This window comes from Chloroflexota bacterium (genome assembly GCA_016219275.1).
GTDB lineage: Bacteria > Chloroflexota > Anaerolineae > UBA4142 > UBA4142 > JACRBM01.
On record JACRBM010000047.1, the window covers coordinates 22,853 to 44,916 of the forward strand.

Sequence of the window (22,064 nt, forward strand, 5' to 3'; positions counted from 1 at the left end):
CCCACCAATCCAAATTCGTCCGATCTCTATTTGCTCAAAAACACTAGTCGCGATTGATTTGCGTTTGGATTATTGAGAGCACGCGCCTCGCCGCGTGTCGAAGCACGTGCTCTCTTCGTTCAGGGTCAAAGTTAAGAACTACACCTGCCTACTTGCGAAGAGATGCGCACTACACCTTGTCAGTGGATTTCGTGCTCGTGTGGCCGGGGTGATCCTTGGCAGTTACATTCACACGCACTGCTGTACCGGTCGGTACCGCTTGTTTGGCGGTATAGACCCAGCGACCACTGCCCGGCGGTGTTTCCACCGCGTCGCCAGCTTCGATGGCTTGCCCATCCGTACGCGCAATCGCCACCGCGACGCCGACGACCGCAAAGTCATCGTGTGCGTGCACGCTGATCTCGTCCCCCACTTTGCCCGCGTAGGCAGACAAGTCTACTTCATCTACTGCGGGGGCGTTGTAAAAGTCGGCGACGGTCAAACTAAAGACCGGCACGCCACGATCCTGTGCCTCTTCCTCGTACAGCGTCTTGGTGTCCGGGTCCGCCATGACCATTTTGCCATACAACGTGGCTTGACGGAATTTCTCCCGTGCCGCCAACTGCGCTTCGGTCGCCTCGCGTCCCTCCATGTCCGGCTTGCGCGTGAGGACTGTCTCGCCATTGTAACGCTTGAAGACCAAATCGCCCACTTGACCTCGCACCTGTTCCAGAATCGGGTTCAACTTGGTTTTTGCCACCGTGTGTCTCCTTCGAGTGAGTTTGTTGTCTGACATCCGCATGTACGGCGGGATGCCTGCGCCGTTACTTGTTTGCCGGCGAGGGGGCGAGCAATCCTGCGAGTGCGCCGATGGCGGCAGACCCCAAAGCAATCAGCACTTCGGGAATCGGCTTGCCTACCAGCGCGAGCACGATCGCACCAACCATCCCGACCAGCACGCCCAGTCCCAAGGTGCCGACGACCACGCGGTAGATCCAGACATCGGATTGAAGCGGCGCGGCTAAACCTGCCAGCGTCTCGGCGGGATTCGCTTGGATTCGCTTGGCAAGTTCAGGGTCCCGAGCAACTTGCACAGCCAGTTCACTAACGGACTCGACACGCTTTTCCACAAGCACCTCCTTGAAAGATGATGAAGCAAGTCAAACGCTTGCTCTCCGATTAGAATCACGATGCCGAATGGATGATGTATGCGTGTGGAAACGCGCTCACTCGTGAGGCAATTTGCGTGTAGCCAAAGACGCCCGATCAAATGTAAAGGTGCAGAGTTCCTACCTAGATCCTACCTACAACCTACCTATAACCTACCTAACTCCAATACCTTCGCAAAATCGTTTTCGACTGCTTTTTTTATCCGCGAATAACGCGAATCTCCGCTAATTTTTAAATTCAAACGATTTCATGCGACAATCGGTGCTCTCGTTCTATCCGGTCTGCTTCGGCTTCATCCGCCGCGATCGCGGTTTCGATTTCGGCTTGGTTGGCATGGTAGTATGCTAACGCGGCGTGGACTTGGCGAGCGAGAGATGTCCAACCCGGTCAGCAATCTCTTCTGGACTCCATCCCAATTTATACCAACCGACGATGCGCTGCACCGTCATACCGGTGCCGGCGATGCGTGGACGCCCGCCGCGAATCTCCGGCATCCGAACGATCAATGTTCCGCTATCAATTACATTTGACTAGTTGCAATCTCCCGGTTGCGCCAAACTTACCGCCGCACGGCGCGCGCCGAACGTTTAGCCCAGTTGGTATGCTCCGCCGATTTGAGACCGCGCCGCAATTCTGCCAACACCTCAGCCAAATCACCTTTGAGCATGGCATTCACATTCAAACGCAAACCCGGAAACTGCGCGCTGTGCATCACTCCCTTGTTATCCGGCGCAAGTTCGCGATATTCACCTTCACGCAAAACAAACCAACTCACGCGCACCTCGTGGACTTGCCATACGATGTACTCGCGCACACCGTTCCGCCGATAGACGCGTTTCTTGTCATGGAGGTCATACGCCGCGCTCGTGCTCGCGATCTCGACGATCAGCTCAGGTGCACCGGTCAGGAAATCATCCGGCGTGACCTGGGATGTGCCACCCTCGATCAATCGAAGGAGAGCGTCCGGTTGAACTTCGTTCTCGGCATCCAAACGCACGGATACATTGTCAGCCGTTTCGACGCCGGGAGTAGACGCGCAATAGGTAATCAACCATCCATTGATGATTTGGTGCGGCTTGCCGTGTTGCGCAAAATGGACTGGCGATGGCATATAGACGACTCCTTCGACGAGTTCGGCTTTCTTGATATGTGGCATCGCGCGATACCGCATTTCAAATTCAGGGCGCGTCAATCTGTCGCCGTTCTCCAAACGCGGCATGCGCGTCTCAGGAATCGGCTTGGCGCGCAGAGCATGTTCGCCGCGAATCGTCTCATGGGTTATCGAGCGTACGACCATTTTGATTTGTTTCTCTCCGGAAAATAGGACGCGGATAAACGCGGATGAACGCGGACAAAAATGAACAGCAGCGTTTGTCCGCGTCCCTACACAAGTTGCAACGCCGGCACTTGGTTTTCAATGATGATTCTGGGATGACTAGATGAAGACGGCACGGGGAGACCTTGTTCCTGCAAGAGGGCTAGATGTTCTTCGATGCCCCAGGTCGCCTTGTAGATGCAATCCTCGATTGAATTTCCCACGCCGGAAAATCCCTCCAAATCAGGCGAGTAAAACCCGAAAAAATTCGGATCCTCGGTTGCTTCGATCACGATGGTATATTTAAGACTAAGCATTCGCTTTATTCTCCTTCCCTCTAATCTCGGCGGCTTTCAATATCGCATTGCATGTACCAGTGGGCACTTCTTTGCTTCCATGAAAGTCCACACGAATCAATCTTGGAATTCCCGGTTTGGCATAATAACGAATTGAACCTTTTTCACGCACGAGTCGGAATCCGTTCTGTTCAAGTAGTTTGACCAATTCGCTAAAGCGCATACCTTCTCATGCTCCTCTCCTTGTTATCAACCCAGCGACCCAACTATCCAGCCATCCAACCATCCAACTACCCAACTCTCCGACTTGTTACATACCACCCAATCGTCTTGCGCAATGCTTCCTCGAACCGCACGCGCGATGCGAAACCAAATTTCGCTTCTGCGCGACAAGATTTGTAGTTGGATCGTCGCGAGATTAGGACGCTTGCGGTGATTACAAATCGTCCGCTGGAGCGATCAAAGCCTCGGCGACCGAGACGACAAATTGGGCGTCCTCAATCGCGCGCAACGCGTCAGTGCGCGAATACTCTTCAGTCGGAATAAAATCAATGTCGCCGTAGAAAGAAAACTCACGCTCCTTGCGAAGCCAACTCGAAATTTCAGCTAATCGTTCGAGATGTGCCCCGACCGCGTCTGGGAATCGCGTTCGGTACTCTTTCAGCATTCCGCCCACGTCGTGCCATTTGGGTGGCTCGATACCCACTTGGCGTAGCATGCCCTTGAGCGCCAACTCGACGATTTCTTGAGCTTCGCGGACCACGTCCGAGTAAGCGGATTCGTCAAGTAATACTGAGAGGATTTTCAGTCGCTTGCGCGCTTTGATCAGATAACTCTGCGCGAGTGAAATGTTCGTCATAACTCAAACACCTCACCGACGCGATAGTCAGGTTTGAGATCCCACAGCCAGGCATTGCCGCGCCAAATGCGTCGCGCATGCAGCTTTTCGAGACGGGCTTGGAATTGGGCGAGTGTGGTAATGAAAAAGCCAGCGCGATCATATAGCACGCGCGCATCTTGAATCATGTCTAACAAAAGCGGACTGCCCTGCGCGAGTTCCTCGCGTGTCTTGAATACCGGCGACAATTCGACATGGCGACCGGCAGAGTAGAGGTCTGCCAGAATCGGCTTGAGCGTATCCTCGACCGACCGAAATTCATTAACACGGCTCAAACGACCAACGGGCAAGTCGTCGGCAATAATCAGAATGTCCACGTCCGAATCTGGGCGCGGCGTGCCTCTGCCGACCGAACCAAAGATCACGAGTGAAACCAGGCGCGCCGCGTAGTATTGGCGGCAAGCCGCGAGCAAGGCGTCGAGCAAAGATTCGAGCAGTGAGCTATCGCCAAATGTTGGAATCGCATCCTTACTTTGACGCATAAATTACCTTGCCTTTGTCAAAACTACCCAACCACCCAACCATCCAACTATCCAACTCTCCGACTCTTGACATACCATTCAATCGTCTCGCGCAACCCTTGCTCAAACCGCACGCGCGATTCGAAACCGAATTTCTCTTTCGCGCGACTCGTATCCAGTTTGCGGCGCGGTTGACCGTTGGGCTTGGTCGTGTCCCAGACCAACGTGCCGTTAAAGCCAGTCAGTTTGACGATGAGTTCCGCCAGGTCCTTGATGCTGATCTCGAACGCGCTGCCCAGGTTCACCGGCTCGCTCTCGTTATAGCGTTCCGCCGCGAGCAGAATGCCCTCCGCCGCGTCCGCCACGTAGAGAAACTCGCGTGTCGGCGAGCCGTCGCCCCACACGACGATGTGATCGTCACCGGCTTGTTTCGCGTCAACGCATTTTTTGATGAGCGCGGGAATGACGTGGCTGTGCGCTGGATCGAAATTGTCGCCCGGTCCATAGAGATTGACCGGCATCAGAAAGATGCTGTTGAATTCGTACTGTTGACGGTACGCCTGCGATTGAACGAGCAACATTTTTTTGGCAAGCCCGTACGGCGCGTTCGTCTCTTCGGGATAACCGTTCCACAAATCATCTTCGCGAAAGGGGACGGGCGTGAACTTGGGATAACAACAGATCGTGCCGAGCGCGACGAATTTTTCGACGCCCGCGACCCAGGATTCGTGCAAGAGTGGGATGCTCATCATCAGGTTATCGTAAAAAAATTCGGCGGGATGTTCGAGGTTCGCGCCAATCCCGCCGACACGCGCGGCGAGGTGAATCACCATCTGCGGTTTGGCGTCGCCGAGCGCGCGGCGGATTTGATCGAGATGCCTCAAGTCATAGCGATCAACATCTGCGACAAAGACGCTCGCGCCGCATTCAATCAACTGGCGTACCACGTTCTTGCCGAGAAAGCCGTTCCCGCCGGTCACCATCACGCGGCGATTGTGCCAAAAGGAAAGATTGGTTGAAGCAGGTTGCGGGATTGTCTTATCCATTTTGAATTAGCCATTCTCGGCAAGCCGACAACAGCGCTTGCGCCGTCGTGATGCCTTGTTGAGCGTCCTTTTGGGTGTACACTTGACCGGGCGTTAGATCCGGCAAACCATTGGGATAGCGAGTGGGAATATAAAACTTGTCTAGCAACGCGCCGCGGTCAATCCATTGGTTCAGGTCCGGCAAGCGGTTTGAACCTGGGAATTCGAGAATCAGTTTCTGAACGGAATGTCCCCACGGGTCCGCATCCATCTGAAACCAGAGCGCCTTGATCGCTTTTGCACCGGCTTGTTGCGAATAAAAACATGCTTGCGCAAAGGCGCTGGCTTGCATCAACGCCTGAGCCGCGTACAAGTCTTCTTCCGCTGTCTTAAACCATCGTTGCGCTTCGTGTTGGTTCTTCGTTTGACTCATAGATCGTTTTGCCTTCGCGCAAGGCGCGCGCAACGAATGGACGTTCAGCCATCAGCACGAACTCTTGCGGCGTATAGATCAGCAAATCTACATCGCGCTCGCGCATCACGGCAGAAATTGCCGGGAGTAATTCGGAATACCGATCCAAGAATCGTTTCGGAGTGTCTTGCACGATGATAAGATCGAGGTCGCTATGCCGTGACGCGTCGCCCCGCGCGAGCGAACCGAATACAATCGCTCGGCGTACTTGCTGTCGTTGTAAAATGGGACGTAAGCGTTTCGCAATATCGTCCAGTAGATCGTCAACCATCTTTGTTCATCCAATTTACCCAACTACCACCGAACACCCCGTCCGCGCTGACTCGTACATCGCGAGCACGAGCGCGACGGACTGGCGTGCTTGCGCGCCGTTCGTCCTGGGTTCGCGTCGCTCGTTCACGGCGGCGAGCATATCCGCGATGACCGCGCGATGACTCGTGCCATACACCGACGGCGGATCAACCTGGTCGCGCGTGAGCAATTCCTTTTCGTGCTCTAGTTCGCCCGCGACTTTCCAAATCACTTTGCGATTGAGCGCGGTCCCACCGATCTTGACCGAACCGCATTCGCCAAACACCGCGACCGATCCTTCGAGATTCTCTGGATAGGTCAGCGTCGAACCTTCGACGACGCCGAGCGCGCCGCTCTTGAATCGGATCGTCGCCACCCCAGCATCTTCCGCTTCCATGCGATGCGCGAGCGTCGCGGTGTACGCGAACACACTCTCGACATCGCCCATCAACCATTGCAGTGCGTCAATGTGATGAATGGATTGATTCATCAGCGCGCCGCCGTCCATCGCCCGGGTGCCGTGCCAGCCGTCTTCGTAATATTCTTGCGGACGAAACCAGCGGACGGTCGCGTTGCCCAGCAATAGTTTGCCGAGTTTGCCCTCGTCAACCACGCGGCGAAGGTCTTGCATCGGTGGGTTGTAGCGATTTTGCAAGACGACGCACAGTCGGACGTTGCATTCGCGCGCGGTCGCGATCATCCGGTCGGCATCGGCAAGCGAGAGCGCCATCGGCTTTTCGACGATGACGTGTTTGCCGGCGCGCATCGCCGTGATCGCCATCTCGGCGTGCAATCCGCTCGGTGTGCAGATGGTAACCACGTCCACGTCCGCGCGATCCAGCACGCGGCGATAATCGCTGTACGCGTCGCCGTGCTGTTTGCTCGCGGCGCGTTGCGCGCGCGATTCGATCAGGTCGGCGGCGGCGACGAGCCGCGCGTCCGGCAGTTCCGCGATAGATTCAACGTGCCGCGAGGACACGCGTCCGCAACCGATCAATGCAAAATTCATGTTGGTTTGATACTTTAGCTGACCCCTCCCAACGCGCCCCTTAACAAGGGGAGGGCAAGGGTGGAGTGAGTTGTGCTGGGAGTTGACCGCGCTCCGCCCTTCCGGCAATCCGCTGAGGGATGTTCAGAATCAGTGAAGTAAATTTGGCGATACGGAAAAACGACCAAACGCATTCTATCTAAAACGATAGAGCAAGTCAATTCTGACAAAAGCAAGTTTTGTAAATTCACAGTAAAATTATCGCGCGATGAAAAGAGGTGACTACTTTGGCAATGTCACATTCTTCTTTGCCATCGAGATCATAGAGGGAAAAAACGGGATTCTCTCTATGTTCTCTATGTGCTCTATGGCTACTCTGATATTGCCAAACTACTCAGCCCACCATCGCTCACCCAGATGAAAAACAAATTGATCCGCGTTATTCGCGGATCAATTTATGATTTTGGCGAAGGTGTTGTCTAGGAATATGCTTCCAAGAACGAAACGCCCATCGCTTGGTCTCAAGCGATGGGCGTTCTGTCACACAGGGCAACGCAGTTCGCGCGGGCTATAACTTGGGACCGGCGTTGCGAACATGATTAGGCGTTTCTGCCGCGAACTTTTTGAAATTGTTCACAAAGCGCGACGCGAGTTCGCGATAGCGGCGCATGTATTCTTCTTTGTTGCTCCACGAGTCAGCAGGGTTGAGGATGGACGAGGGAACGCCTTCGCAGGACTTGGGCACTTGGAAGCCGAACACCGGGTCGGTATAGTACTCGACGTTGAGTAGTTTGCCGCAGAGCGCGGCATTGAGCAACGCGCGCGTGTACTGAATGCTGATGCGCTTACCGACGCCATACGATCCGCCGATCCAACCGGTATTCACGAGCCAACAATGCGCGCCATAGCGATCAATTTTGTCTTTGAGCAGTTGCGCGTACACGGACGGATGATGCACCATGAACGGCGCGCCAAAGCAGGTGCTGAACGTCATTTCCGGTTCGCGTCCCAAGCCCACTTCCGTTCCCGCGATTTTCGACGTGTAGCCGGAGATGAATTGGTACATCGCTTGATCGGTCGTCAGCTTTGCGATGGGCGGCATGACGCCGGACGCATCGCACGTCAACAACACAATGTTCTTGGGATGCCCGCCGCGTTTTTCCGCCACCGCGTTCTCGATGAAATCGAGCGGGTAAGACATGCGCGTATTCTCGGTGATGCTTTCGTCGTCCAGGTCAATCAAACGCGACCCAGGATCGAACACGACATTTTCGAGAATCGTGCCAAAGCGGCGCGTGCACGCGTAGATTTGCGGCTCGGCGGTCGGCGAGAGACGAATCACTTTGGCGTAACAGCCGGCTTCAAAGTTAAAGACCCCGGTGTTGCTCCACCCATGTTCGTCGTCGCCGATCAAGCCGCGGGTCGGATCCGCGGAGAGCGTGGTCTTGCCCGTGCCGGACAAGCCGAAGAAGATCGCCACATCGCCGCCCGCGCCGATGTTCGCGGAGCAGTGCATCGGCATGATGCCGCGCAAGGGCAGGAGATAGTTGAGTACGGTGAAGATGGATTTCTTGATCTCGCCGGCGTACAAACTGTTGCCGATGATGCCGATCTGGCGTTCAAAGTTCAGGATGATGAACGTGTCCGATTGTGTGCCGTCAATTTGCGGCAGACCCTTGAAGGACGGCGCGCAGAGAATCGTGAACTGCGGGACGTGATGCCGATAGTCGTCGTGGGTCTTGGGCGTCATGAACATGTTGCGCGCAAAGAGCGAATGCCACGCGCGCTCGGTGACGATGCGAATCGGCATTTGCACTTCGGGATCGGCGCAGACACTGCAGTCCTGCACGAACGCGTCGCGCCCCTGAAAGTACCCGAGCAAGCGATTGAACACATCGTCGAATTTGTCGGCGGCGAATGGACGATTGTACTGTCCCCACCACACATGTTCCTGGGTCGAAAATTCCTTGACGATGAATTTGTCGTTCGCCGAACGCGCAGTGTGTTTGCCGGTGTTCGTCAGGATCGGACCGTGCTGCGTGATCTTGCCTTCGTTGCGATAGATGATCTCTTCGTACAACGCCTCGACCGGCAAATTCCAGTACGTCTGCTTTAGATTCGTCAGTCCGATGTTTTCCAAACCATAGTCGGATTTGAATTCGGTTGCCTGCCCCTGGGCAGGTGTGCGAGGTGCGCTGCTCATAGCCAATCCCTAATGTAGCGTTTGTCGCCGATGTAAATTTCGTTCGGCGAAGTTGGATCGAGCGCCCAGCGAATGCGTGCGATGCCTTCGGTGAGATCCTTGATCGAGCCGACGTAGCTGAGGCGCAAATGTCCTTCCATGCCGAATTCCTTGCCGGGCACGGTGACGACGAGCGCCTTTTTCAACAACAGTTGCGACAGTTCGACCGAGTTGTTGGTGAACGCGCGAAAATCGGGCAGGCAGTAAAACGTGCCGGCGGGCTTGTGGATTTTGACGCCGGTGAACGCTTGCAATTCTTGCATCATTACGTCGCGATTATTTTCGATCATCAAGCGCAAACTTTCGACCGCGCTTTGCGGACCGTTGAGCGCGCCTTCGGCGGCGGCTTGGTCGAGCGGCGACGCGCACGACGTGGTCTGGCTTTGCACGTTCGTCATCACTTCGATCAGTTTGCGATTGGCGACCGCCCAGCCGATGCGGAACCCGGTCATGCCGTACAATTTCGACACGCCGTTGATGATGATGATCTTGCTTGTATCGAGATCGTATTTCGAATACCGGATCGCGGGCGGCGCGTGGATGCCGTCGAAGATGAGTTTGTGATAGATATCGTCGGCGATGACGTAAATGCCTTTGCGTTCGCACAACTCGATTACCTGCGCGACAAAGTCGCCGCAGTACACGTTGCCCGATGGATTGTTCGGGCTGTTGAGGATGATGGCTTTCGTGTTCGCGCTAATCACGCGCTCGATTTCCTGAATGCGCGGCGTGAAACTACCATCCTCCGGCGTGACGACAATTGGCACGCCGTAACACATCTTGACCATTTCCGGATAACTAACCCAGTATGGCGCGAGGATGATGACTTCTTCCTGCGGATTGAGCAGACTGTAGAGCACGTTGTAGATGGATTGCTTGGCGCCGGTGGAGACGATGATGTTCTCGGGAGCGACGGCGGTCCCATAATTTTCTTCCGTGTAACGAATGATTGCTTTCTTCAATGAAGGCAGACCATCGGTGGGCGCGTACTTGATGTCGCCGGTTGAAAGTTTCGCGCCGGCAGAGAGGATCGCGGTCATCGGCGTCTTGTTCTTCGGCTCGCCGATGCCGAGGTGGATGACGGGCTCGCCGCGCTCGCGCAAAAGACGCGCTTCTTCATTCATCGCGAGCGTCGGTGAGGCGGCGATGGATCGCGCTAGGTTACTGAGGGTCATAGCAACTCCTTATAAATTTCCTAAATATTGCGGCGCATTATACTGATGCTGGTCGTTTTTGGCAAAAGTCACGCGCGCGCGGCGCGATTCGTGGCAAGCGTTCCGATCCCTCGACGAGCGGTATAAAAAAGACCTGATCGGTTGCAGGAACCAATCAGGTCAGGGGTGCGCAAGTCACTCAACCAAACGCGACTTGAATATCGTCGCCGTTCACTTGCACGGGGAATGTTTTAATTGGCATGATCGCTGGCATTTGGGTCGCCTTGCCGGTCTGAACGTTGAACCGCGCCCCGTGTCGCGGGCATTCGACTTCTTCGCCGAACAACTCGCCATCGCCGAGCGGTCCGTTGTCGTGCGTGCACAAGTCTTGCGTCGCGAAAAAGTTGCCTTGCACATTCGCGATGAGCACGCGTTTGCTGTTCACGACGAACGTCTTCATTTTACCGGGCGGAACCTCGCCCAATTTGGCGACAGTGATGAAGGTGGGCATCGTTAATCTTCTTCCTCATCGGGCCATGCGGTGATGCCATACGCGCCGGCTTTGACGACTTTGAGCGGGAGCAACGCGCACTTGATGCGCGAAGGTCCGAGCGGAATCCCCAGCATATCGAGGATGAATTGCTTGTCGAGCCGCTTGACATCCTCGAGCGACTTGCCGATCAATTCGTCGGTGAGCATCGAAGCGGACGCCTGGCTGATCGCGCAGCCCTTGCCGTTGAATTTCACATCTTCGATGACGCCGTTCTTGACCTTGATGTCAAAACGAATCTTGTCGCCGCAGAGTGGATTCGAGTCTTCGTACGAAATATCCGCGCCCGGAATATCGCCGTGGTTGTGCGGATGTTGATAGTGATCGAGAATGAGTTCGCGGTAAAGGTCGTCCATGTTAGTTCATCTCTTTAGTTTGAGATTCATACCAATACAGTTCAAGTTCGCGCAGAAACGATGCGAAATCTATTTCATCACAGGGCTGGTGGTTTGAGGGATCATCAAACGGGTGCCGATGCCAACCCATCCGGGTGTTGTCCTTACCATAGATTCGTTTGTCTGCTCGAATCCAGGCGAAGGCGGTTTTGTTGCGCGCGATGTTGTAATAAACGTGAATGAAAGATTGATCGCTCAAGATCACGCGGACACTGAGCGTGTCTTCGTCGCTTGATGCCACCGAAAACGATTCAACCAAGGTTGATTGTTGACAAGCGAACGCGAGGTGACGCAACAGATCATCTATAGTTACGTCAGCCATGCCTGCACACCCTCAAGGCGTACTTTGCGCGTATCAAGCGCTTCCCATTCTAGATAATCAAACTCGGCTTCGTAGGAGTAATACTCGGATTTGTCTTCGGTCTCCCAATGTTTTTTGTATTCCTCAAAAGTCATCCCATACTTGGCTTCGAAGCGCGTTTGTGCCAATGCAATCTGTTCGAGACGATGTGCGATAGCATCTTTGAGCACCAAGAGCATAGCGACATCCGGGCGTGATTCTCCGGTCACTTCAGTTAACATCCGCGCGGTTGTTTTGGGCCATGTGACTGCCATCTTGCTCTCCTTTCACTGAAAGGATTACCCCTTAAAAATCGTCTTGACCTTTTTCAGCGTCTCGACGAGTTTGTCTACTTCTTCAGGAATGTTGTAGATGTAGAATGACGCGCGTGTGGTCGCGGCGAGTCCGAAAAAATCGTGGAGCGGCATCGCGCAGTGGTGCCCGGCGCGTACACAAATTCCTTCGCGATCGAAAATCGTCGCGACATCGTGCGGATGCGCTTCCGGGATGCTGAACGCAACGACGCCGCCGCGCTGGTTCGGATCATGTGGACCGATTACGCGCACGTGATCGAGCGCGCTAATCTGGTCGAGCGCGTATGCGACCAGGTCGCGTTCGTGCGCGCGCACATTGTCCATGCCGAGCGCGGTCAAATAATCCACCGCCGCGCCCAAGCCAATTGCTTCGGCAATCGCCGGCGTACCCGCTTCGAACTTGTGCGGCAGATCGTTCCAGGTCGAATGGTCGAGGAAGACTTCGCGAATCATGTCGCCGCCAGCCATAAACGGCGGCATCGCTTCGAGCAACGCGCGCTTGCCGTACAGCACGCCGACGAATGGCGCAAGCATCTTGTGCCCGCTGAACGCGAGAAAATCGCAGTCGAGCGCCTGCACGTCCACCGGCATGTGCGGCACACTCTGCGCCGCATCCACGACGACCCTCGCGCCGACCGCGTGCGCCCGCGCGATAAGGTCGTTGATCGGCGTGATCGTGCCCGCGACGTTCGACATCATCGTCACTGCGACGAGTTTCGTTTTTTCGGTGATGAGCGCGGCGATGTCTTCGGGCAGGAGCAAGCCCTGGTCGTCCACGCGAATGTGTTTGAGCACCGCGCCCATTTCTTGCGCGAGAATCTGCCACGGCACGATGTTCGAGTGGTGCTCCAACACGGTCGTCACGATCTCGTCGCCCGGGTGAATGTTCGCGCGTCCCCAGGAGTACGCGACGAGATTCAACGCTTCGGTCGCGTTACGCGTGTAAATCACCTCGCGGTACGATTTCGCGTTGATGAATTTCTGGACCTTTTTGCGTGCGGCTTCGTACCGCGCGGTCGCTTCTTCGGCAATCGAGTACACGCCGCGATGAATGTTCGCGTTATATTTGTGATAGTACTCATTGAGCGCCGCGAGCACCGCTTCCGGCTTTTGCGACGTAGCCGCGCTGTCGAGATAGACGAGCGGCTTGCCGTTGACAATTTGTTGGAGCAGAGGAAAATCTTCGCGAATGGCTGAAACGTTTAATCCAGAATGAGACACATTGTCCTCGCGCAATAACCAATTACCGCTTACGAATTGTAATTTGTAATTGGTGATTGGTAATTTACCACCCCATCAACAATCCTGGGTCTTCCATATAATTTTGATCCCACATTTCGGGAAGCACCGTGACCTTGAATTTCTTGCCGTACGCTTGCGACGCGGTGTCTTGAACTTGTTGGATCAGCCAACCGCCGTACGGACAGAACGGGGTGGTCAACATCATTTTGATTTCCGGCGCGGCGTCGTCCAGGATGATCTCGCGAATGAGCCCGAGTTGAATCACATCCAATCCGATTTCCGGATCTTTGACCTGGCGCAACGCCGTTTTGATTTGACCGGGCATTCCTTCGTCGCTCAAGTTCGCAGTGTTACTCTGAAGCGTTTGATTGTCCATCGTTTCCTCTATGAATGCAAACCCCCGCCATCGCAGGACGAGGACGGGGGTTGCGAAATGACCAAGACGTGGATTTACACCGTCTTGCCAGCCGAGCCCCACTTGGCTTGGAACGCATCGGCGGCGAGTTTGAAGTAATCGGCGTTCTTACCCGTGAACGACTTCCATTCATCCTTCAAGTCCGGTTCGGGGAAGATCGCGCTGACCGGGCATTCGGGCACGCACGCGCCACAATCAATGCAAGTGTCCGGATCAATGTACAATTGCTGGACTGGTTCAAAGTTCTCATCCTTGCGAGGATGGATGCAGTCCACCGGGCAGACATTCACGCATGCAGCATCCTTCGTTCCGATGCAGGGTTCGGCAATCACGTACGCCATTGTTTGTTGCTCCTTTCGTCGAGAGGATTTGGATTGCTTATTCAGTTTGGAGGGTATGGGCTAAGATAATTGGTTGAATCAATTTCTGACCCAACGCTTTGCGACTGGGATACTCGCGTGCCGCGCCTTTCAACGTGTCTGTGCCGAGTGTCGCGCATCGCAATCGCGATTTTACCACATCTTGCCCCATTTGGTCAATTAACGGCGCGTACGACATCGCTTCAATTTCGGCGAGTGTCTTGCCGAGGACCATTTCGGTGATGAGCGATGCGCCCGCCATACTGATCGTGCAACCGTGTCCCTCGAACTTGATGTCGGTGATGCGATCCTGCTCGTCCAGTTTCAGATACATCGTCACGACATCGCCGCAGCCCGGATTCCCGCCGTTGACGAGAATATCCGGTTCTTCAATGACGCCCCGATTGCGCGGGTTGTTAAAGTGATCGAGAATGAACTCGATGTATTCCTGGCGTTCCATGTTTGAGAATAAGGTAGGCAAGAAAACAAGTAGACAAGTAGAATCACGACGTGTCTACTTGTTTCCCTGTTTCCCTACTTCACTTTTCGATAGGCGCGCCGACGAGATTGCCCCACTCGGTCCACGAGCCATCGTAATTGCGGACGTTTGGAAAGCCGAGCAGGTATGTCAACACGAACCAGGTGTGGGACGAGCGTTCGCCGATGCGGCAATACGCGATCACGTCTTTGTCGGCGGTGACGCCTTGCGGTTCGTACAACGCTTTCAACTCATCCGCCGATTTGAACGTGCCATCTTCGCGTACCGCTTTTGCCCAGGGAATACTTTTCGCGCCCGGAATGTGACCGCCGCGCAACGCGCCTTCTTGCGGATAACCCGGCATGTGCAACAATTCGCCCGAATACTCTTGCGGCGAGCGCACGTCCACCAGCGGTTTCTTCGCATTGACGTGTTGCGAAACCTGATCGCGGAACGCGCGTATCGTTTTGTCGTCGCGATCTTTCGCCGCATACTTGGTGCGCGAATAGCTCGGCACATCTTTCGAAAGCGGACGATTTTCCGCGATCCATTTCTGCCGACCGCCGTTCATCACCAAACATTTTTCGTGACCGAACAACTTGAATACCCAGAACGCGTAGCACGCCCACCAATTGTTCTTGTCGCCGTAGAACACGACGGTCGTGTCGTTCGCGATGCCGCGACTTGACAACAGTTCATCAAAGGCGCGCTTGCCGACGTAATCGCGCACGACTTGATCTTGCAAGTCCGTGTGCCAATCTATTTTGACGGCGCCCGGCACGTGCCCGACTTCGTACAGCAAAATATCTTCGTCGGATTCGACGATGCGGAGATTCTTATCGTTCAAGTGTTGGGCGACCCAGTCGGTCTCCACCAACACTTCGGGATGTGTGTACGTACTCATACTTCGTTCTCCTTATCAAAAAGCAGGGGAGCGGTGGCGCAGCGGGGCAGAGGGATAGCGCCCCCCGCTCCCTGGCTCCTCTGCGAATTTAGATGCCGATCTTGGCTTCAATCACCGCCGCGAGTTCGTCGCGAATAGATTCGAGTGGAATCTTTTGCATCAGCGGATCGAAGAATCCTTCGACGATGAGCCGCTCTGCCTGCACGCGGTCAATGCCGCGCGCCATCGCGTAAAAAATTTGTTCCGGCTCGACGGGACCGACGGTCGCGCCGTGCGTGCACCGCACGTCGTTCGCTTCGATTTCCAATTCGGGAATCGAGTCGGCGTGCGAAGTTTGGCTCAACAAGAGATTGCGATTCGCCTGGTACGCATCGGAACGTTGCGCGTCGGGGTTGACGCGAATCAAGCCGCGAAACGCCGAGTACGCCCGGTCTTTGAGCGCGCCTTTGAAGAGCAAGTCGCTTGTCGAATTGCCGACGATATGATTCTGGAACGTGTGTTGATCGAAGCGTTGCTCGCCGTCGCCGAAAAAGAAACCGAGCAATGCCGCGTTCGATCCTTTGCCCAGCATTTTGCAGTCGAGAAACGCTTTCGTCGCGCCGCTGCCGAGCGTGCCCGTAAGCCAGGTCAGATTCGTGTCTCGATTGAGCAACGCGGTCTGCGACGAAAAATGCCACACGTTGCGCGCGAAATCTTGCAAATGGAAATACTGCAAGTTCGCCCCAGGTTTCAAAATCAGTTCGACCGCGCCGTTGGAGAAACGTTGCGCTTCGTTTTGCGACGATGCATAGTTCTCGATCAACTTGACCGACGCGCCGTCTTCGAGCACGACGAGTGTGTGCGTGAACATCGCCACAGCGGCGGCGTCAAAGTACGTGAGCGTTTGCAACGGCAGATCAATCACGACATTGCGCGGCACGTAGAGGAACGTGCCGCCGCTGAGAAACGCGCCGTGCAATGCGGCGAATTTCATATCGCCAATCGTGTCGCCATAGCCGCCGCCTTCGTGTTTGCCGGTGGTGCTCGTGCGCGGTTTCGCGGACGCGTAGCGATTCTCGGTGTACGTGACGGCTTGCGTCATCAAGTACTGTTTGACGAGGTCGGGATGTTCACGAATTGCGGCGTCGAGATCGCAGAAAATCACGCCGCGTTTTTTGAGATCGTCGGCGAGCCGCGCGTACGCGTTCGCCGAATTGTATTGCGCGAGCACGCCGCCTGCGTTCGCGTCGTTCGTGATGTGCTGAAATTTTTCCGGCAACGCGCTCAACGCGTTTGCCGCGTTCGTCAGCGCAAACGGAATCGCCGCGTCGAGATTCAGCGTGTCGAGTTTCGTGCGTCGCCACAGTTCGTCATTCGACGCGGGCAACGGTGTTTCTTCGTACAGATGCCACGCTTCGAGACGCCGCGCGAGCATCCATTCGGGTTCATGCTTGGCGCGCGAGAGTGTTTCAATCGCGTTCTTGGAAAACCCAGTTTCAGTTTTGTTCATTGTTGCGACAGTGCTAGCCACGTGCGTTGTTCCTCCGGTACAAGTATCAGGTAAACCGGTAGATAGGTAGACAAGTAAACCGGTAGACAGGGAAATGATGTGTCTACTTGTTTACCTGTTTACCCGCCTACATGCTTATCCCACCGAGCCTTCCATCTGCAACGAGATGAGGCGGTTCATTTCGACCGCGAATTCCATCGGCAATTCCTTGACGATCGGTTCGATAAAACCGCTGACAATCATCGTGGATGCCTCGGCTTCGCTCAACCCGCGCGACATCAAGTAGAACAGTTGCTCTTCGCCGATTTTCGACACGCTCGCTTCGTGTCCGATTTGCACATTGTCCTCGTCTACTTCGATGTACGGGTACGTATCCGAGCGCGAGTCTTCGTCGAGCAACAACGCGTCGCAACGCACGTTCGATTTGACGCCGTCACACCCAGGATACACTTTGAGCAGACCGCGATACGAGGTGCGTCCACCGTCCTTGCTGATGGATTTCGACGTGATGAGCGACGACGTGTTTGGCGCGGCGTGAACGACTTTGCCACCCGCGTCCTGGTGTTGTCCCTTGCCCGCAAAGGCGACCGACAAAATTTCGCCGTGCGCGCCTTCGCCCATCATGTAGACGCTGGGATATTTCATCGTCAACTTGGAACCCAGGTTGCAGTCCACCCACTCCATCGTCGCGTCTTGATACGCGACCGCGCGTTTGGTGACGAGGTTGTAGACGTTCGACGACCAGTTTTGGATCGTCGTGTAGCGCACGCGTGCGCCTTTGTTAATCACAATCTCGACGACCGCGCTGTGCAACGAGTCGCTGGAGTAGGTAGGTGCGGTGCAGCCCTCCACGTAGTGTACGTACGACCCTTCGTCCGCGATGATGAGCGTGCGTTCGAACTGCCCCATATTTTTCGCGTTAATGCGAAAGTACGCTTGCAAGGGCATCTCGACGTGTACGCCCGGCGGGACGTAGATGAACGAGCCGCCCGACCACACCGCGCTGTTGAGCGCGGCGAATTTGTTGTCGGCGAGCGGAATCACCGTGCCGAAATATTTCTTTACGATATCCGGATGTTCAGCCAGTCCCTGGTCCATGCCCAGGAAGATGACGCCTTGTTTCTTGAGCGAGTCCTGGATGTTGTGGTACACGACCTCGGATTCATATTGCGCGCCCACGCCGGCGAGAAATTTCTTTTCCGCTTCGGGAATGCCGAGCCGGTCAAACGTGCGCTTGATGTCTTCGGGCACTTGATCCCACGAGCGTTCCGATTTGTCGGTCGCGCGCAGGAAATAGTAAATGTCGTCGAAGACGATGTCGTTGAGGTTGCCACCCCATTGCGGCATCGGTTTCTTGTAGAATGTTTCGAGCGCGCGCAAACGAAAATCGCGCATCCATTCCGGTTCGCTCTTCATCCACGAAATCTCTTCGACGACCTCGCGGCTCAACCCTTTCTTCGCTTTGAATACGTATTTTTCCGGATCGTAGAATCCGTATTTTTCTTTGTACTCTGAACCTGACGAGCCAATATCAAACGTTGGTTTGTTCGCTTCTGTCATTTCTGACTCCTATTTCTATCTATCAGTCTCGGCACCAGCCGCGCCGTGGCTTGTCGCTGAACCTGCTTGATGCCAGGTCATTCGAGAACTGCATACTCAGCGGTGCTCAATGCCTGCCCATGATCTACTCATCCCATCGGAAATGGAGTTACCAATTGAAAGAGGTTGCCGTCTGGGTCAGCCAATGTCGCAATCCACCCACCCCCCATTTCATAGGGTTCTCGAATAACCCGACCGCCTAGAGTTCGAATTCTCTCAAATTCCTCTTTGACCTGCGTGGTTTCAAAATTGAACATGACACGCCCTGGCTCTTTCGCATTACCCGCCATTTCGGAATGCTCTAAAACGGAGAAATAGGCGCTGCCAAGTTGCCAGCCAAAAAAACCATTCTCGCTATCGACCATGTCGGCTGGCTTTCCAATGACCTTTTCATAGAAAGTCGCCAACGCTTGGGTTTGTTTTGTTCCAATCATGATGGAATTGAGTTTCAACATTTCGAGCGTATCCTTTCTTTGTACGTTTGGTGACACCTTCTCGATTGACCGAGCATCGCCCAACGCACTATTTCGTCGTTTCAGCTTCGATAATCCAATCGTACCCTTGGTCTTCCAAGCGCAACGCGAGTTCGGGACCGCCGGATACGGCGAATTTGCCGTTCACCATCACGTGCACGAAATGCGGTTTGATGTAATTCAGCAAACGTTGGTAGTGCGTGATGAGAAGCACGCCGAGGTTCGGACCGGTCAACGAGTTCACGCCTTCGGCGACGACGCGCAGTGCGTCAATGTCGAGACCCGAATCGGTTTCGTCGAGCACCGCGAATTCGGGATTGAGCACCGCCATTTGCAAAATCTCGACGCGTTTCTTTTCGCCGCCGGAAAAACCGTCGTTGAGATAGCGCGTCGCAAACGCGTCGTCGAGCTTCAAGACCGCCATTTTCTCGCGCATCAATTTGCGAAACTCGGGGATGCTGATCGGTTTGCCGCTGCCGTTCGTGCCGGTCGCTTTGCGGCGCGCGTTCAGCGCGGTGCGTAAAAAGTTCGCGACCGTCACGCCGGGAATCGCCATCGGATATTGAAACGCCAGGAACATTCCTTTCTGTGCGCGTTCGTCGGCGCCCCATTCGAGAATACTCACGCCGTTGTACAGAATATCGCCTTCAGTCACTTGATACTTGGGATGCCCTGCCAACGTATTGGCGAGTGTAGATTTGCCCGACCCGTTGGGACCCATGATCGCGTGAATCTCGCCTTTTTGGATCGCCAGATCAATCCCTTTGAGAATTGCTTTCCCTTCGACTTGGACGTGCAGATTTTTGATTTCGAGTTCGTTCGACATTGGAACAAGCGCTCCTTGAGTGTTGGAAATTTACAAAAACGATAGTTGGCGTTCTTATCGCAACCACCGCAATTCTATGTGGTCGTTGTAAAATCAGAATAAGAATCCCGCAATGACGATAAAGAAATCATTAGACTTGTTTGACAATGCGCAATCCGTCGGGTAGAATGCAATCAATTGATTGTGTACTGGGAGTTTCCATGTCTTCAGTTGAACCGGCGGTTGCTTATCGCGTGGTGATTTTGACGAGCACGCATTACGTGTCCGGTGATCTGTTGTTCAAGAATCAACGCCTGTCGGATTACTTGAACGACCGACGCGAGAGCGTGATCAGTTTGCGTAAAGCCGAAGTCGCGCGATTGCAAGACCCCGGTAAAATTTTGCAAGCACATCCTGCGGCAGTCATTCCGAAAACGTGGGCGATGATTGCATTCGAGCCGCCGCAAAAATCCATTCCGCAAGCGCATCGCTTTTACGGCTATGTCAAGAAACAAGAGCACGAAGTTTTCATCTTGATGGATCGGCTCGAAGTGCGCGGCATTTTGCACACGCAGGCAGATTTAGACCTGCGCCGCGTTTTTTTAGATGCCGCCAACAGTTTCTTGCCGCTTACCAAAGCCGTGGTAACATTATTTGCCAACGAAAAGTACGTGATTCAACAAGACGCGATTATGGTGAACGCGAATTTGATTCGCTACATTGCCAAGATGGAACCGGTTGGGACCTGACCGCCTCGGTCAGGTCGCTTTATTTGGAGCGTACACGACGACGTTCTCTTGCTCGTTCGGATCGTTACGCGCGACAATCGCTTGCGCGACCTCGGTCTGGCTCAAGTTGACCGGCTGATGCGGCACATCCGCCGGGATAAACAAAAAATCCCCCGCCTCGTTGACGATTCTTTTTTTCAACCCCGCGCCGTACCGCGTTTCGACGCGCCCCTTGAGAATGTAGATGGCGGTCTCGTACCCGCGATGCAAATGCGGTTGCGCCGCGCCGCCCGGTGGAATCACGACCAGGTTCATCGAAATCCCGGTCGCGCCGGTGGTCGCGCTCGACACGCCGACAAAGTACGGCAAACGTTGTCGTGTCATCGTTGTGGTATCCGGTCGCACGACGATAATCTCGTCGGATGCAGAGTTCGTCATTCGCAATGTTCCTTTCTGACGCGATGGTTGCCCATCCTTGCGAAGGGTAAAGAACCTTCGCAAGGTTTTTATCCTAACTCGCCGCGCCAAATGTGATTGCCAACCGCGCGCCTTCGAATTTCGCTTTCTGCACGGTGAGCGCGGCGAGCGAACGCGGCAGAATCACGTTGCGCCGGAAATTGCCGATGCTGATCGCGAGTTCGTCGCCGTTGCGCGACAAGTTCACATCCTCTTTGCCGATAAACGGCAGATGCAGTTTCAACACGTACGCGTTGCCCTGCTTCTCGATGACCTGGGATTGTTCGGCGTAAAACACACGCGTCGGGTCTTGCTCGCGATAAATCGCGTCCGCCATTTTGCGGAGCATTTCGACGCCGACCACTTCTTGATCCATCAATGGCACTTGGAAAATCGGCACAGGCGAGAACGCGTCCTCGACGAGTTGCCCGTACCGCGTCTGTGAATTTTTCCACGCCGCGAAATAACCGTCGCCGACACTCGCCGGAATGATGCGATTCGATATGATGAGGTCGGTGGAATAGCCGTACAAGTTCAAGTACGTGAACGTGCGCTGCGCTTCCTTGATCACCATTTTTTCCGGATTGAGCACGAGACGCACGGACGATTGATTCGGTTCGGCGAGGAGTTGGTGCATGCGATCCAACTGCAAAATCAAATCCTTGATCGAGTCGAAGACTTTTTCGTCGGGAATCGGCAAATCGGTGAGACTCTTGAGCAGTGGTCCCGCGAGTTTAACGGCTTGGCGTTCGATTGGAAAAATGTGCGAGAGGTACCACCGCGCGACTTCGGGGAGCGAGAGCAAGCGCAACGTTTCGCCGGTCGGCGCGCAGTCCACGATGATGACATCGTACTGCTTGCTGTCGTACAGATAGACGATCTGCAACAGACTCGCGAGTTCGTCCATGCCCGGCAAAACGCTCGCCTCGTCCGCGATCAGTTCGTCAATGCCGCGCCAGGAGAGCACGGACGTGACCCACTCTTGCACTGTGCCCCAATAGCGGCGCATCTGATGCAACACGTCAATCTCTTGTCCCTGTAAATGCGGCGCAATGTCCATCGGCTCGTTGCCGATGTGAAGATCGAATGAGTCCGCCAGTGAGTGCGCCGCGTCGGTGCTGATGACGATGGTGCGATAACCCAGGTCGGCGCAGCGCAGCGCGGTTGCCGCGGCGATGCTCGTTTTGCCGACGCCGCCTTTGCCAGTGTAAAGTAGAATTCGCATG

The 22,064-nt window shown here is 54.8% G+C and carries 29 protein-coding genes and 1 pseudogene; 1 reads left to right on the forward strand and 29 read right to left on the reverse strand.

The features are described from left to right. Window positions 1-169: 169 nt before the first annotated feature. The 27 genes and pseudogenes from HY868_12260 to sufC all read right to left on the reverse strand — a co-directional run bounded on the left by HY868_12260 (window position 170) and on the right by sufC (window position 19,675). The gene (locus HY868_12260) at window positions 170-739 is read right to left on the reverse strand and encodes a hypothetical protein (GenBank protein ID MBI5302902.1); all 570 of its coding nucleotides are present in this window, start codon (window positions 737-739) and stop codon (window positions 170-172) included. Window positions 740-803: 64 nt separating this feature from the next. Then, the gene (locus HY868_12265; GenBank protein MBI5302903.1) at window positions 804-1,109 is read right to left on the reverse strand and encodes a hypothetical protein; all 306 of its coding nucleotides are present in this window, start codon (window positions 1,107-1,109) and stop codon (window positions 804-806) included. Window positions 1,110-1,386: 277 nt separating this feature from the next. Continuing rightward, window positions 1,387-1,643: pseudogene (locus HY868_12270) on the reverse strand (DUF433 domain-containing protein). A gap of 65 nt (window positions 1,644-1,708) precedes the next feature. Beyond that, complete coding sequence (locus HY868_12275; GenBank protein ID MBI5302904.1) at window positions 1,709-2,446, reverse strand: Uma2 family endonuclease; 738 nt, start codon at window positions 2,444-2,446, stop codon at window positions 1,709-1,711. An 86-nt stretch (window positions 2,447-2,532) separates the two neighbouring features. Next, complete coding sequence (locus HY868_12280; GenBank protein MBI5302905.1) at window positions 2,533-2,781, reverse strand: type II toxin-antitoxin system HicB family antitoxin; 249 nt, start codon at window positions 2,779-2,781, stop codon at window positions 2,533-2,535. After that, window positions 2,774-2,983, reverse strand: a complete 210-nt coding sequence (locus HY868_12285) for a type II toxin-antitoxin system HicA family toxin (GenBank protein ID MBI5302906.1) — start codon at window positions 2,981-2,983, stop codon at window positions 2,774-2,776. The genes HY868_12280 and HY868_12285 overlap by 8 nt, the downstream gene beginning before the upstream one ends. Window positions 2,984-3,196: 213 nt before the next feature. Beyond that, window positions 3,197-3,619 (reverse strand): HEPN domain-containing protein, encoded by a 423-nt coding sequence (locus HY868_12290; protein ID MBI5302907.1) that lies wholly within the window; start codon window positions 3,617-3,619, stop codon window positions 3,197-3,199. After that, on the reverse strand, window positions 3,616-4,140 hold the full coding sequence (locus HY868_12295; protein MBI5302908.1) for a nucleotidyltransferase domain-containing protein: 525 nt from the start codon (window positions 4,138-4,140) through the stop codon (window positions 3,616-3,618). The genes HY868_12290 and HY868_12295 overlap by 4 nt, the downstream gene beginning before the upstream one ends. A gap of 47 nt (window positions 4,141-4,187) precedes the next feature. Beyond that, window positions 4,188-5,165, reverse strand: a complete 978-nt coding sequence (locus HY868_12300) for a GDP-L-fucose synthase (protein ID MBI5302909.1) — start codon at window positions 5,163-5,165, stop codon at window positions 4,188-4,190. Continuing rightward, window positions 5,158-5,577: a HEPN domain-containing protein gene (locus HY868_12305; protein MBI5302910.1), complete on the reverse strand. Its 420-nt coding sequence runs from the start codon at window positions 5,575-5,577 to the stop codon at window positions 5,158-5,160. The genes HY868_12300 and HY868_12305 overlap by 8 nt, the downstream gene beginning before the upstream one ends. Beyond that, window positions 5,534-5,887: a nucleotidyltransferase domain-containing protein gene (locus HY868_12310; protein ID MBI5302911.1), complete on the reverse strand. Its 354-nt coding sequence runs from the start codon at window positions 5,885-5,887 to the stop codon at window positions 5,534-5,536. Before HY868_12310 ends, HY868_12305 begins: the two co-directional genes overlap by 44 nt. Window positions 5,888-5,902: 15 nt before the next feature. Continuing rightward, on the reverse strand, window positions 5,903-6,916 hold the full coding sequence (locus HY868_12315; protein MBI5302912.1) for a Gfo/Idh/MocA family oxidoreductase: 1,014 nt from the start codon (window positions 6,914-6,916) through the stop codon (window positions 5,903-5,905). 547 nt (window positions 6,917-7,463) lie between these two features. Continuing rightward, a complete protein-coding gene (pckA, locus tag HY868_12320) occupies window positions 7,464-9,098 on the reverse strand; it encodes a phosphoenolpyruvate carboxykinase (ATP) (protein MBI5302913.1) in 1,635 nt (544 codons plus the stop codon). Beyond that, the gene (locus HY868_12325) at window positions 9,095-10,312 is read right to left on the reverse strand and encodes a pyridoxal phosphate-dependent aminotransferase (GenBank protein MBI5302914.1); all 1,218 of its coding nucleotides are present in this window, start codon (window positions 10,310-10,312) and stop codon (window positions 9,095-9,097) included. The genes pckA and HY868_12325 overlap by 4 nt, the downstream gene beginning before the upstream one ends. Before the next feature lie 178 nt (window positions 10,313-10,490). Next, window positions 10,491-10,802, reverse strand: coding sequence for a non-heme iron oxygenase ferredoxin subunit (locus HY868_12330; protein MBI5302915.1), 312 nt, complete (start codon window positions 10,800-10,802; stop codon window positions 10,491-10,493). A 2-nt stretch (window positions 10,803-10,804) separates the two neighbouring features. Beyond that, window positions 10,805-11,197, reverse strand: a complete 393-nt coding sequence (locus HY868_12335) for an SUF system NifU family Fe-S cluster assembly protein (GenBank protein MBI5302916.1) — start codon at window positions 11,195-11,197, stop codon at window positions 10,805-10,807. Between the two features lies 1 nt (window position 11,198). Then, a complete protein-coding gene (locus HY868_12340) occupies window positions 11,199-11,531 on the reverse strand; it encodes a hypothetical protein (protein ID MBI5302917.1) in 333 nt (110 codons plus the stop codon). Window positions 11,532-11,545: 14 nt separating this feature from the next. Next, window positions 11,546-11,851, reverse strand: coding sequence for a hypothetical protein (locus HY868_12345; GenBank protein ID MBI5302918.1), 306 nt, complete (start codon window positions 11,849-11,851; stop codon window positions 11,546-11,548). A 24-nt stretch (window positions 11,852-11,875) separates the two neighbouring features. Next, window positions 11,876-13,111 (reverse strand): cysteine desulfurase, encoded by a 1,236-nt coding sequence (locus HY868_12350; GenBank protein ID MBI5302919.1) that lies wholly within the window; start codon window positions 13,109-13,111, stop codon window positions 11,876-11,878. Between the two features lie 64 nt (window positions 13,112-13,175). Continuing rightward, on the reverse strand, window positions 13,176-13,508 hold the full coding sequence (locus HY868_12355; GenBank protein MBI5302920.1) for a DUF59 domain-containing protein: 333 nt from the start codon (window positions 13,506-13,508) through the stop codon (window positions 13,176-13,178). 74 nt (window positions 13,509-13,582) lie between these two features. After that, window positions 13,583-13,888, reverse strand: coding sequence for a ferredoxin family protein (locus tag HY868_12360; protein MBI5302921.1), 306 nt, complete (start codon window positions 13,886-13,888; stop codon window positions 13,583-13,585). Window positions 13,889-13,925: 37 nt separating this feature from the next. Continuing rightward, a complete protein-coding gene (locus tag HY868_12365) occupies window positions 13,926-14,366 on the reverse strand; it encodes an SUF system NifU family Fe-S cluster assembly protein (GenBank protein ID MBI5302922.1) in 441 nt (146 codons plus the stop codon). A gap of 79 nt (window positions 14,367-14,445) precedes the next feature. Beyond that, entirely contained in the window at window positions 14,446-15,288 is an 843-nt protein-coding gene (locus HY868_12370; protein MBI5302923.1) for a sulfurtransferase, read from the reverse strand. 88 nt (window positions 15,289-15,376) lie between these two features. Further along, a complete protein-coding gene (sufD, locus tag HY868_12375) occupies window positions 15,377-16,798 on the reverse strand; it encodes a Fe-S cluster assembly protein SufD (protein ID MBI5302924.1) in 1,422 nt (473 codons plus the stop codon). Between the two features lie 114 nt (window positions 16,799-16,912). Continuing rightward, window positions 16,913-18,337, reverse strand: coding sequence for a Fe-S cluster assembly protein SufB (gene sufB, locus HY868_12380; GenBank protein ID MBI5302925.1), 1,425 nt, complete (start codon window positions 18,335-18,337; stop codon window positions 16,913-16,915). A gap of 128 nt (window positions 18,338-18,465) precedes the next feature. Beyond that, entirely contained in the window at window positions 18,466-18,831 is a 366-nt protein-coding gene (locus HY868_12385) for a VOC family protein (GenBank protein ID MBI5302926.1), read from the reverse strand. Window positions 18,832-18,898: 67 nt separating this feature from the next. Continuing rightward, the gene (gene sufC, locus HY868_12390) at window positions 18,899-19,675 is read right to left on the reverse strand and encodes a Fe-S cluster assembly ATPase SufC (protein MBI5302927.1); all 777 of its coding nucleotides are present in this window, start codon (window positions 19,673-19,675) and stop codon (window positions 18,899-18,901) included. A 200-nt stretch (window positions 19,676-19,875) separates the two neighbouring features. Here sufC and HY868_12395 point away from each other — a divergent pair, with 200 nt between their 5' ends. Next, a complete protein-coding gene (locus tag HY868_12395) occupies window positions 19,876-20,403 on the forward strand; it encodes a hypothetical protein (protein ID MBI5302928.1) in 528 nt (175 codons plus the stop codon). Between the two features lie 9 nt (window positions 20,404-20,412). Here the strand turns inward: HY868_12395 and HY868_12400 are convergent, their stop codons facing one another. Then, complete coding sequence (locus HY868_12400) at window positions 20,413-20,820, reverse strand: cupin domain-containing protein (GenBank protein ID MBI5302929.1); 408 nt, start codon at window positions 20,818-20,820, stop codon at window positions 20,413-20,415. 73 nt (window positions 20,821-20,893) lie between these two features. Next, the gene (locus HY868_12405; GenBank protein MBI5302930.1) at window positions 20,894-22,063 is read right to left on the reverse strand and encodes an ArsA family ATPase; all 1,170 of its coding nucleotides are present in this window, start codon (window positions 22,061-22,063) and stop codon (window positions 20,894-20,896) included. Window position 22,064 lies beyond the last annotated feature (1 nt).

What these genes read in the sequence shown, in the direction of transcription:
- HY868_12310 (MBI5302911.1), bottom strand. Translation starts at nt 5,887, where the DNA reads ATGGTTGACGATCTACTGGACGATATTGCGAAACGCTTACGTCCCATT.
- HY868_12395 (MBI5302928.1), top strand. Translation starts at nt 19,876, where the DNA reads ATGTCTTCAGTTGAACCGGCGGTTGCTTATCGCGTGGTGATTTTGACG.
- HY868_12330 (MBI5302915.1), bottom strand. Translation starts at nt 10,802, where the DNA reads ATGCCCACCTTCATCACTGTCGCCAAATTGGGCGAGGTTCCGCCCGGT.
- HY868_12360 (MBI5302921.1), bottom strand. Translation starts at nt 13,888, where the DNA reads ATGGCGTACGTGATTGCCGAACCCTGCATCGGAACGAAGGATGCTGCA.
- HY868_12325 (MBI5302914.1), bottom strand. Translation starts at nt 10,312, where the DNA reads ATGACCCTCAGTAACCTAGCGCGATCCATCGCCGCCTCACCGACGCTC.
- HY868_12405 (MBI5302930.1), bottom strand. Translation starts at nt 22,063, where the DNA reads ATGCGAATTCTACTTTACACTGGCAAAGGCGGCGTCGGCAAAACGAGC.
- HY868_12295 (MBI5302908.1), bottom strand. Translation starts at nt 4,140, where the DNA reads ATGCGTCAAAGTAAGGATGCGATTCCAACATTTGGCGATAGCTCACTG.
- HY868_12335 (MBI5302916.1), bottom strand. Translation starts at nt 11,197, where the DNA reads ATGGACGACCTTTACCGCGAACTCATTCTCGATCACTATCAACATCCG.
- HY868_12285 (MBI5302906.1), bottom strand. Translation starts at nt 2,983, where the DNA reads ATGCGCTTTAGCGAATTGGTCAAACTACTTGAACAGAACGGATTCCGA.
- HY868_12290 (MBI5302907.1), bottom strand. Translation starts at nt 3,619, where the DNA reads ATGACGAACATTTCACTCGCGCAGAGTTATCTGATCAAAGCGCGCAAG.
- HY868_12315 (MBI5302912.1), bottom strand. Translation starts at nt 6,916, where the DNA reads ATGAATTTTGCATTGATCGGTTGCGGACGCGTGTCCTCGCGGCACGTT.
- HY868_12400 (MBI5302929.1), bottom strand. Translation starts at nt 20,820, where the DNA reads ATGACGAACTCTGCATCCGACGAGATTATCGTCGTGCGACCGGATACC.
- HY868_12345 (MBI5302918.1), bottom strand. Translation starts at nt 11,851, where the DNA reads ATGGCAGTCACATGGCCCAAAACAACCGCGCGGATGTTAACTGAAGTG.
- HY868_12275 (MBI5302904.1), bottom strand. Translation starts at nt 2,446, where the DNA reads ATGGTCGTACGCTCGATAACCCATGAGACGATTCGCGGCGAACATGCT.
- pckA (MBI5302913.1), bottom strand. Translation starts at nt 9,098, where the DNA reads ATGAGCAGCGCACCTCGCACACCTGCCCAGGGGCAGGCAACCGAATTC.
- HY868_12280 (MBI5302905.1), bottom strand. Translation starts at nt 2,781, where the DNA reads ATGCTTAGTCTTAAATATACCATCGTGATCGAAGCAACCGAGGATCCG.
- HY868_12365 (MBI5302922.1), bottom strand. Translation starts at nt 14,366, where the DNA reads ATGGAACGCCAGGAATACATCGAGTTCATTCTCGATCACTTTAACAAC.
- HY868_12355 (MBI5302920.1), bottom strand. Translation starts at nt 13,508, where the DNA reads ATGGACAATCAAACGCTTCAGAGTAACACTGCGAACTTGAGCGACGAA.
- sufB (MBI5302925.1), bottom strand. Translation starts at nt 18,337, where the DNA reads ATGACAGAAGCGAACAAACCAACGTTTGATATTGGCTCGTCAGGTTCA.
- HY868_12385 (MBI5302926.1), bottom strand. Translation starts at nt 18,831, where the DNA reads ATGTTGAAACTCAATTCCATCATGATTGGAACAAAACAAACCCAAGCG.
- sufC (MBI5302927.1), bottom strand. Translation starts at nt 19,675, where the DNA reads ATGTCGAACGAACTCGAAATCAAAAATCTGCACGTCCAAGTCGAAGGG.
- HY868_12370 (MBI5302923.1), bottom strand. Translation starts at nt 15,288, where the DNA reads ATGAGTACGTACACACATCCCGAAGTGTTGGTGGAGACCGACTGGGTC.
- HY868_12305 (MBI5302910.1), bottom strand. Translation starts at nt 5,577, where the DNA reads ATGAGTCAAACGAAGAACCAACACGAAGCGCAACGATGGTTTAAGACA.
- HY868_12300 (MBI5302909.1), bottom strand. Translation starts at nt 5,165, where the DNA reads ATGGATAAGACAATCCCGCAACCTGCTTCAACCAATCTTTCCTTTTGG.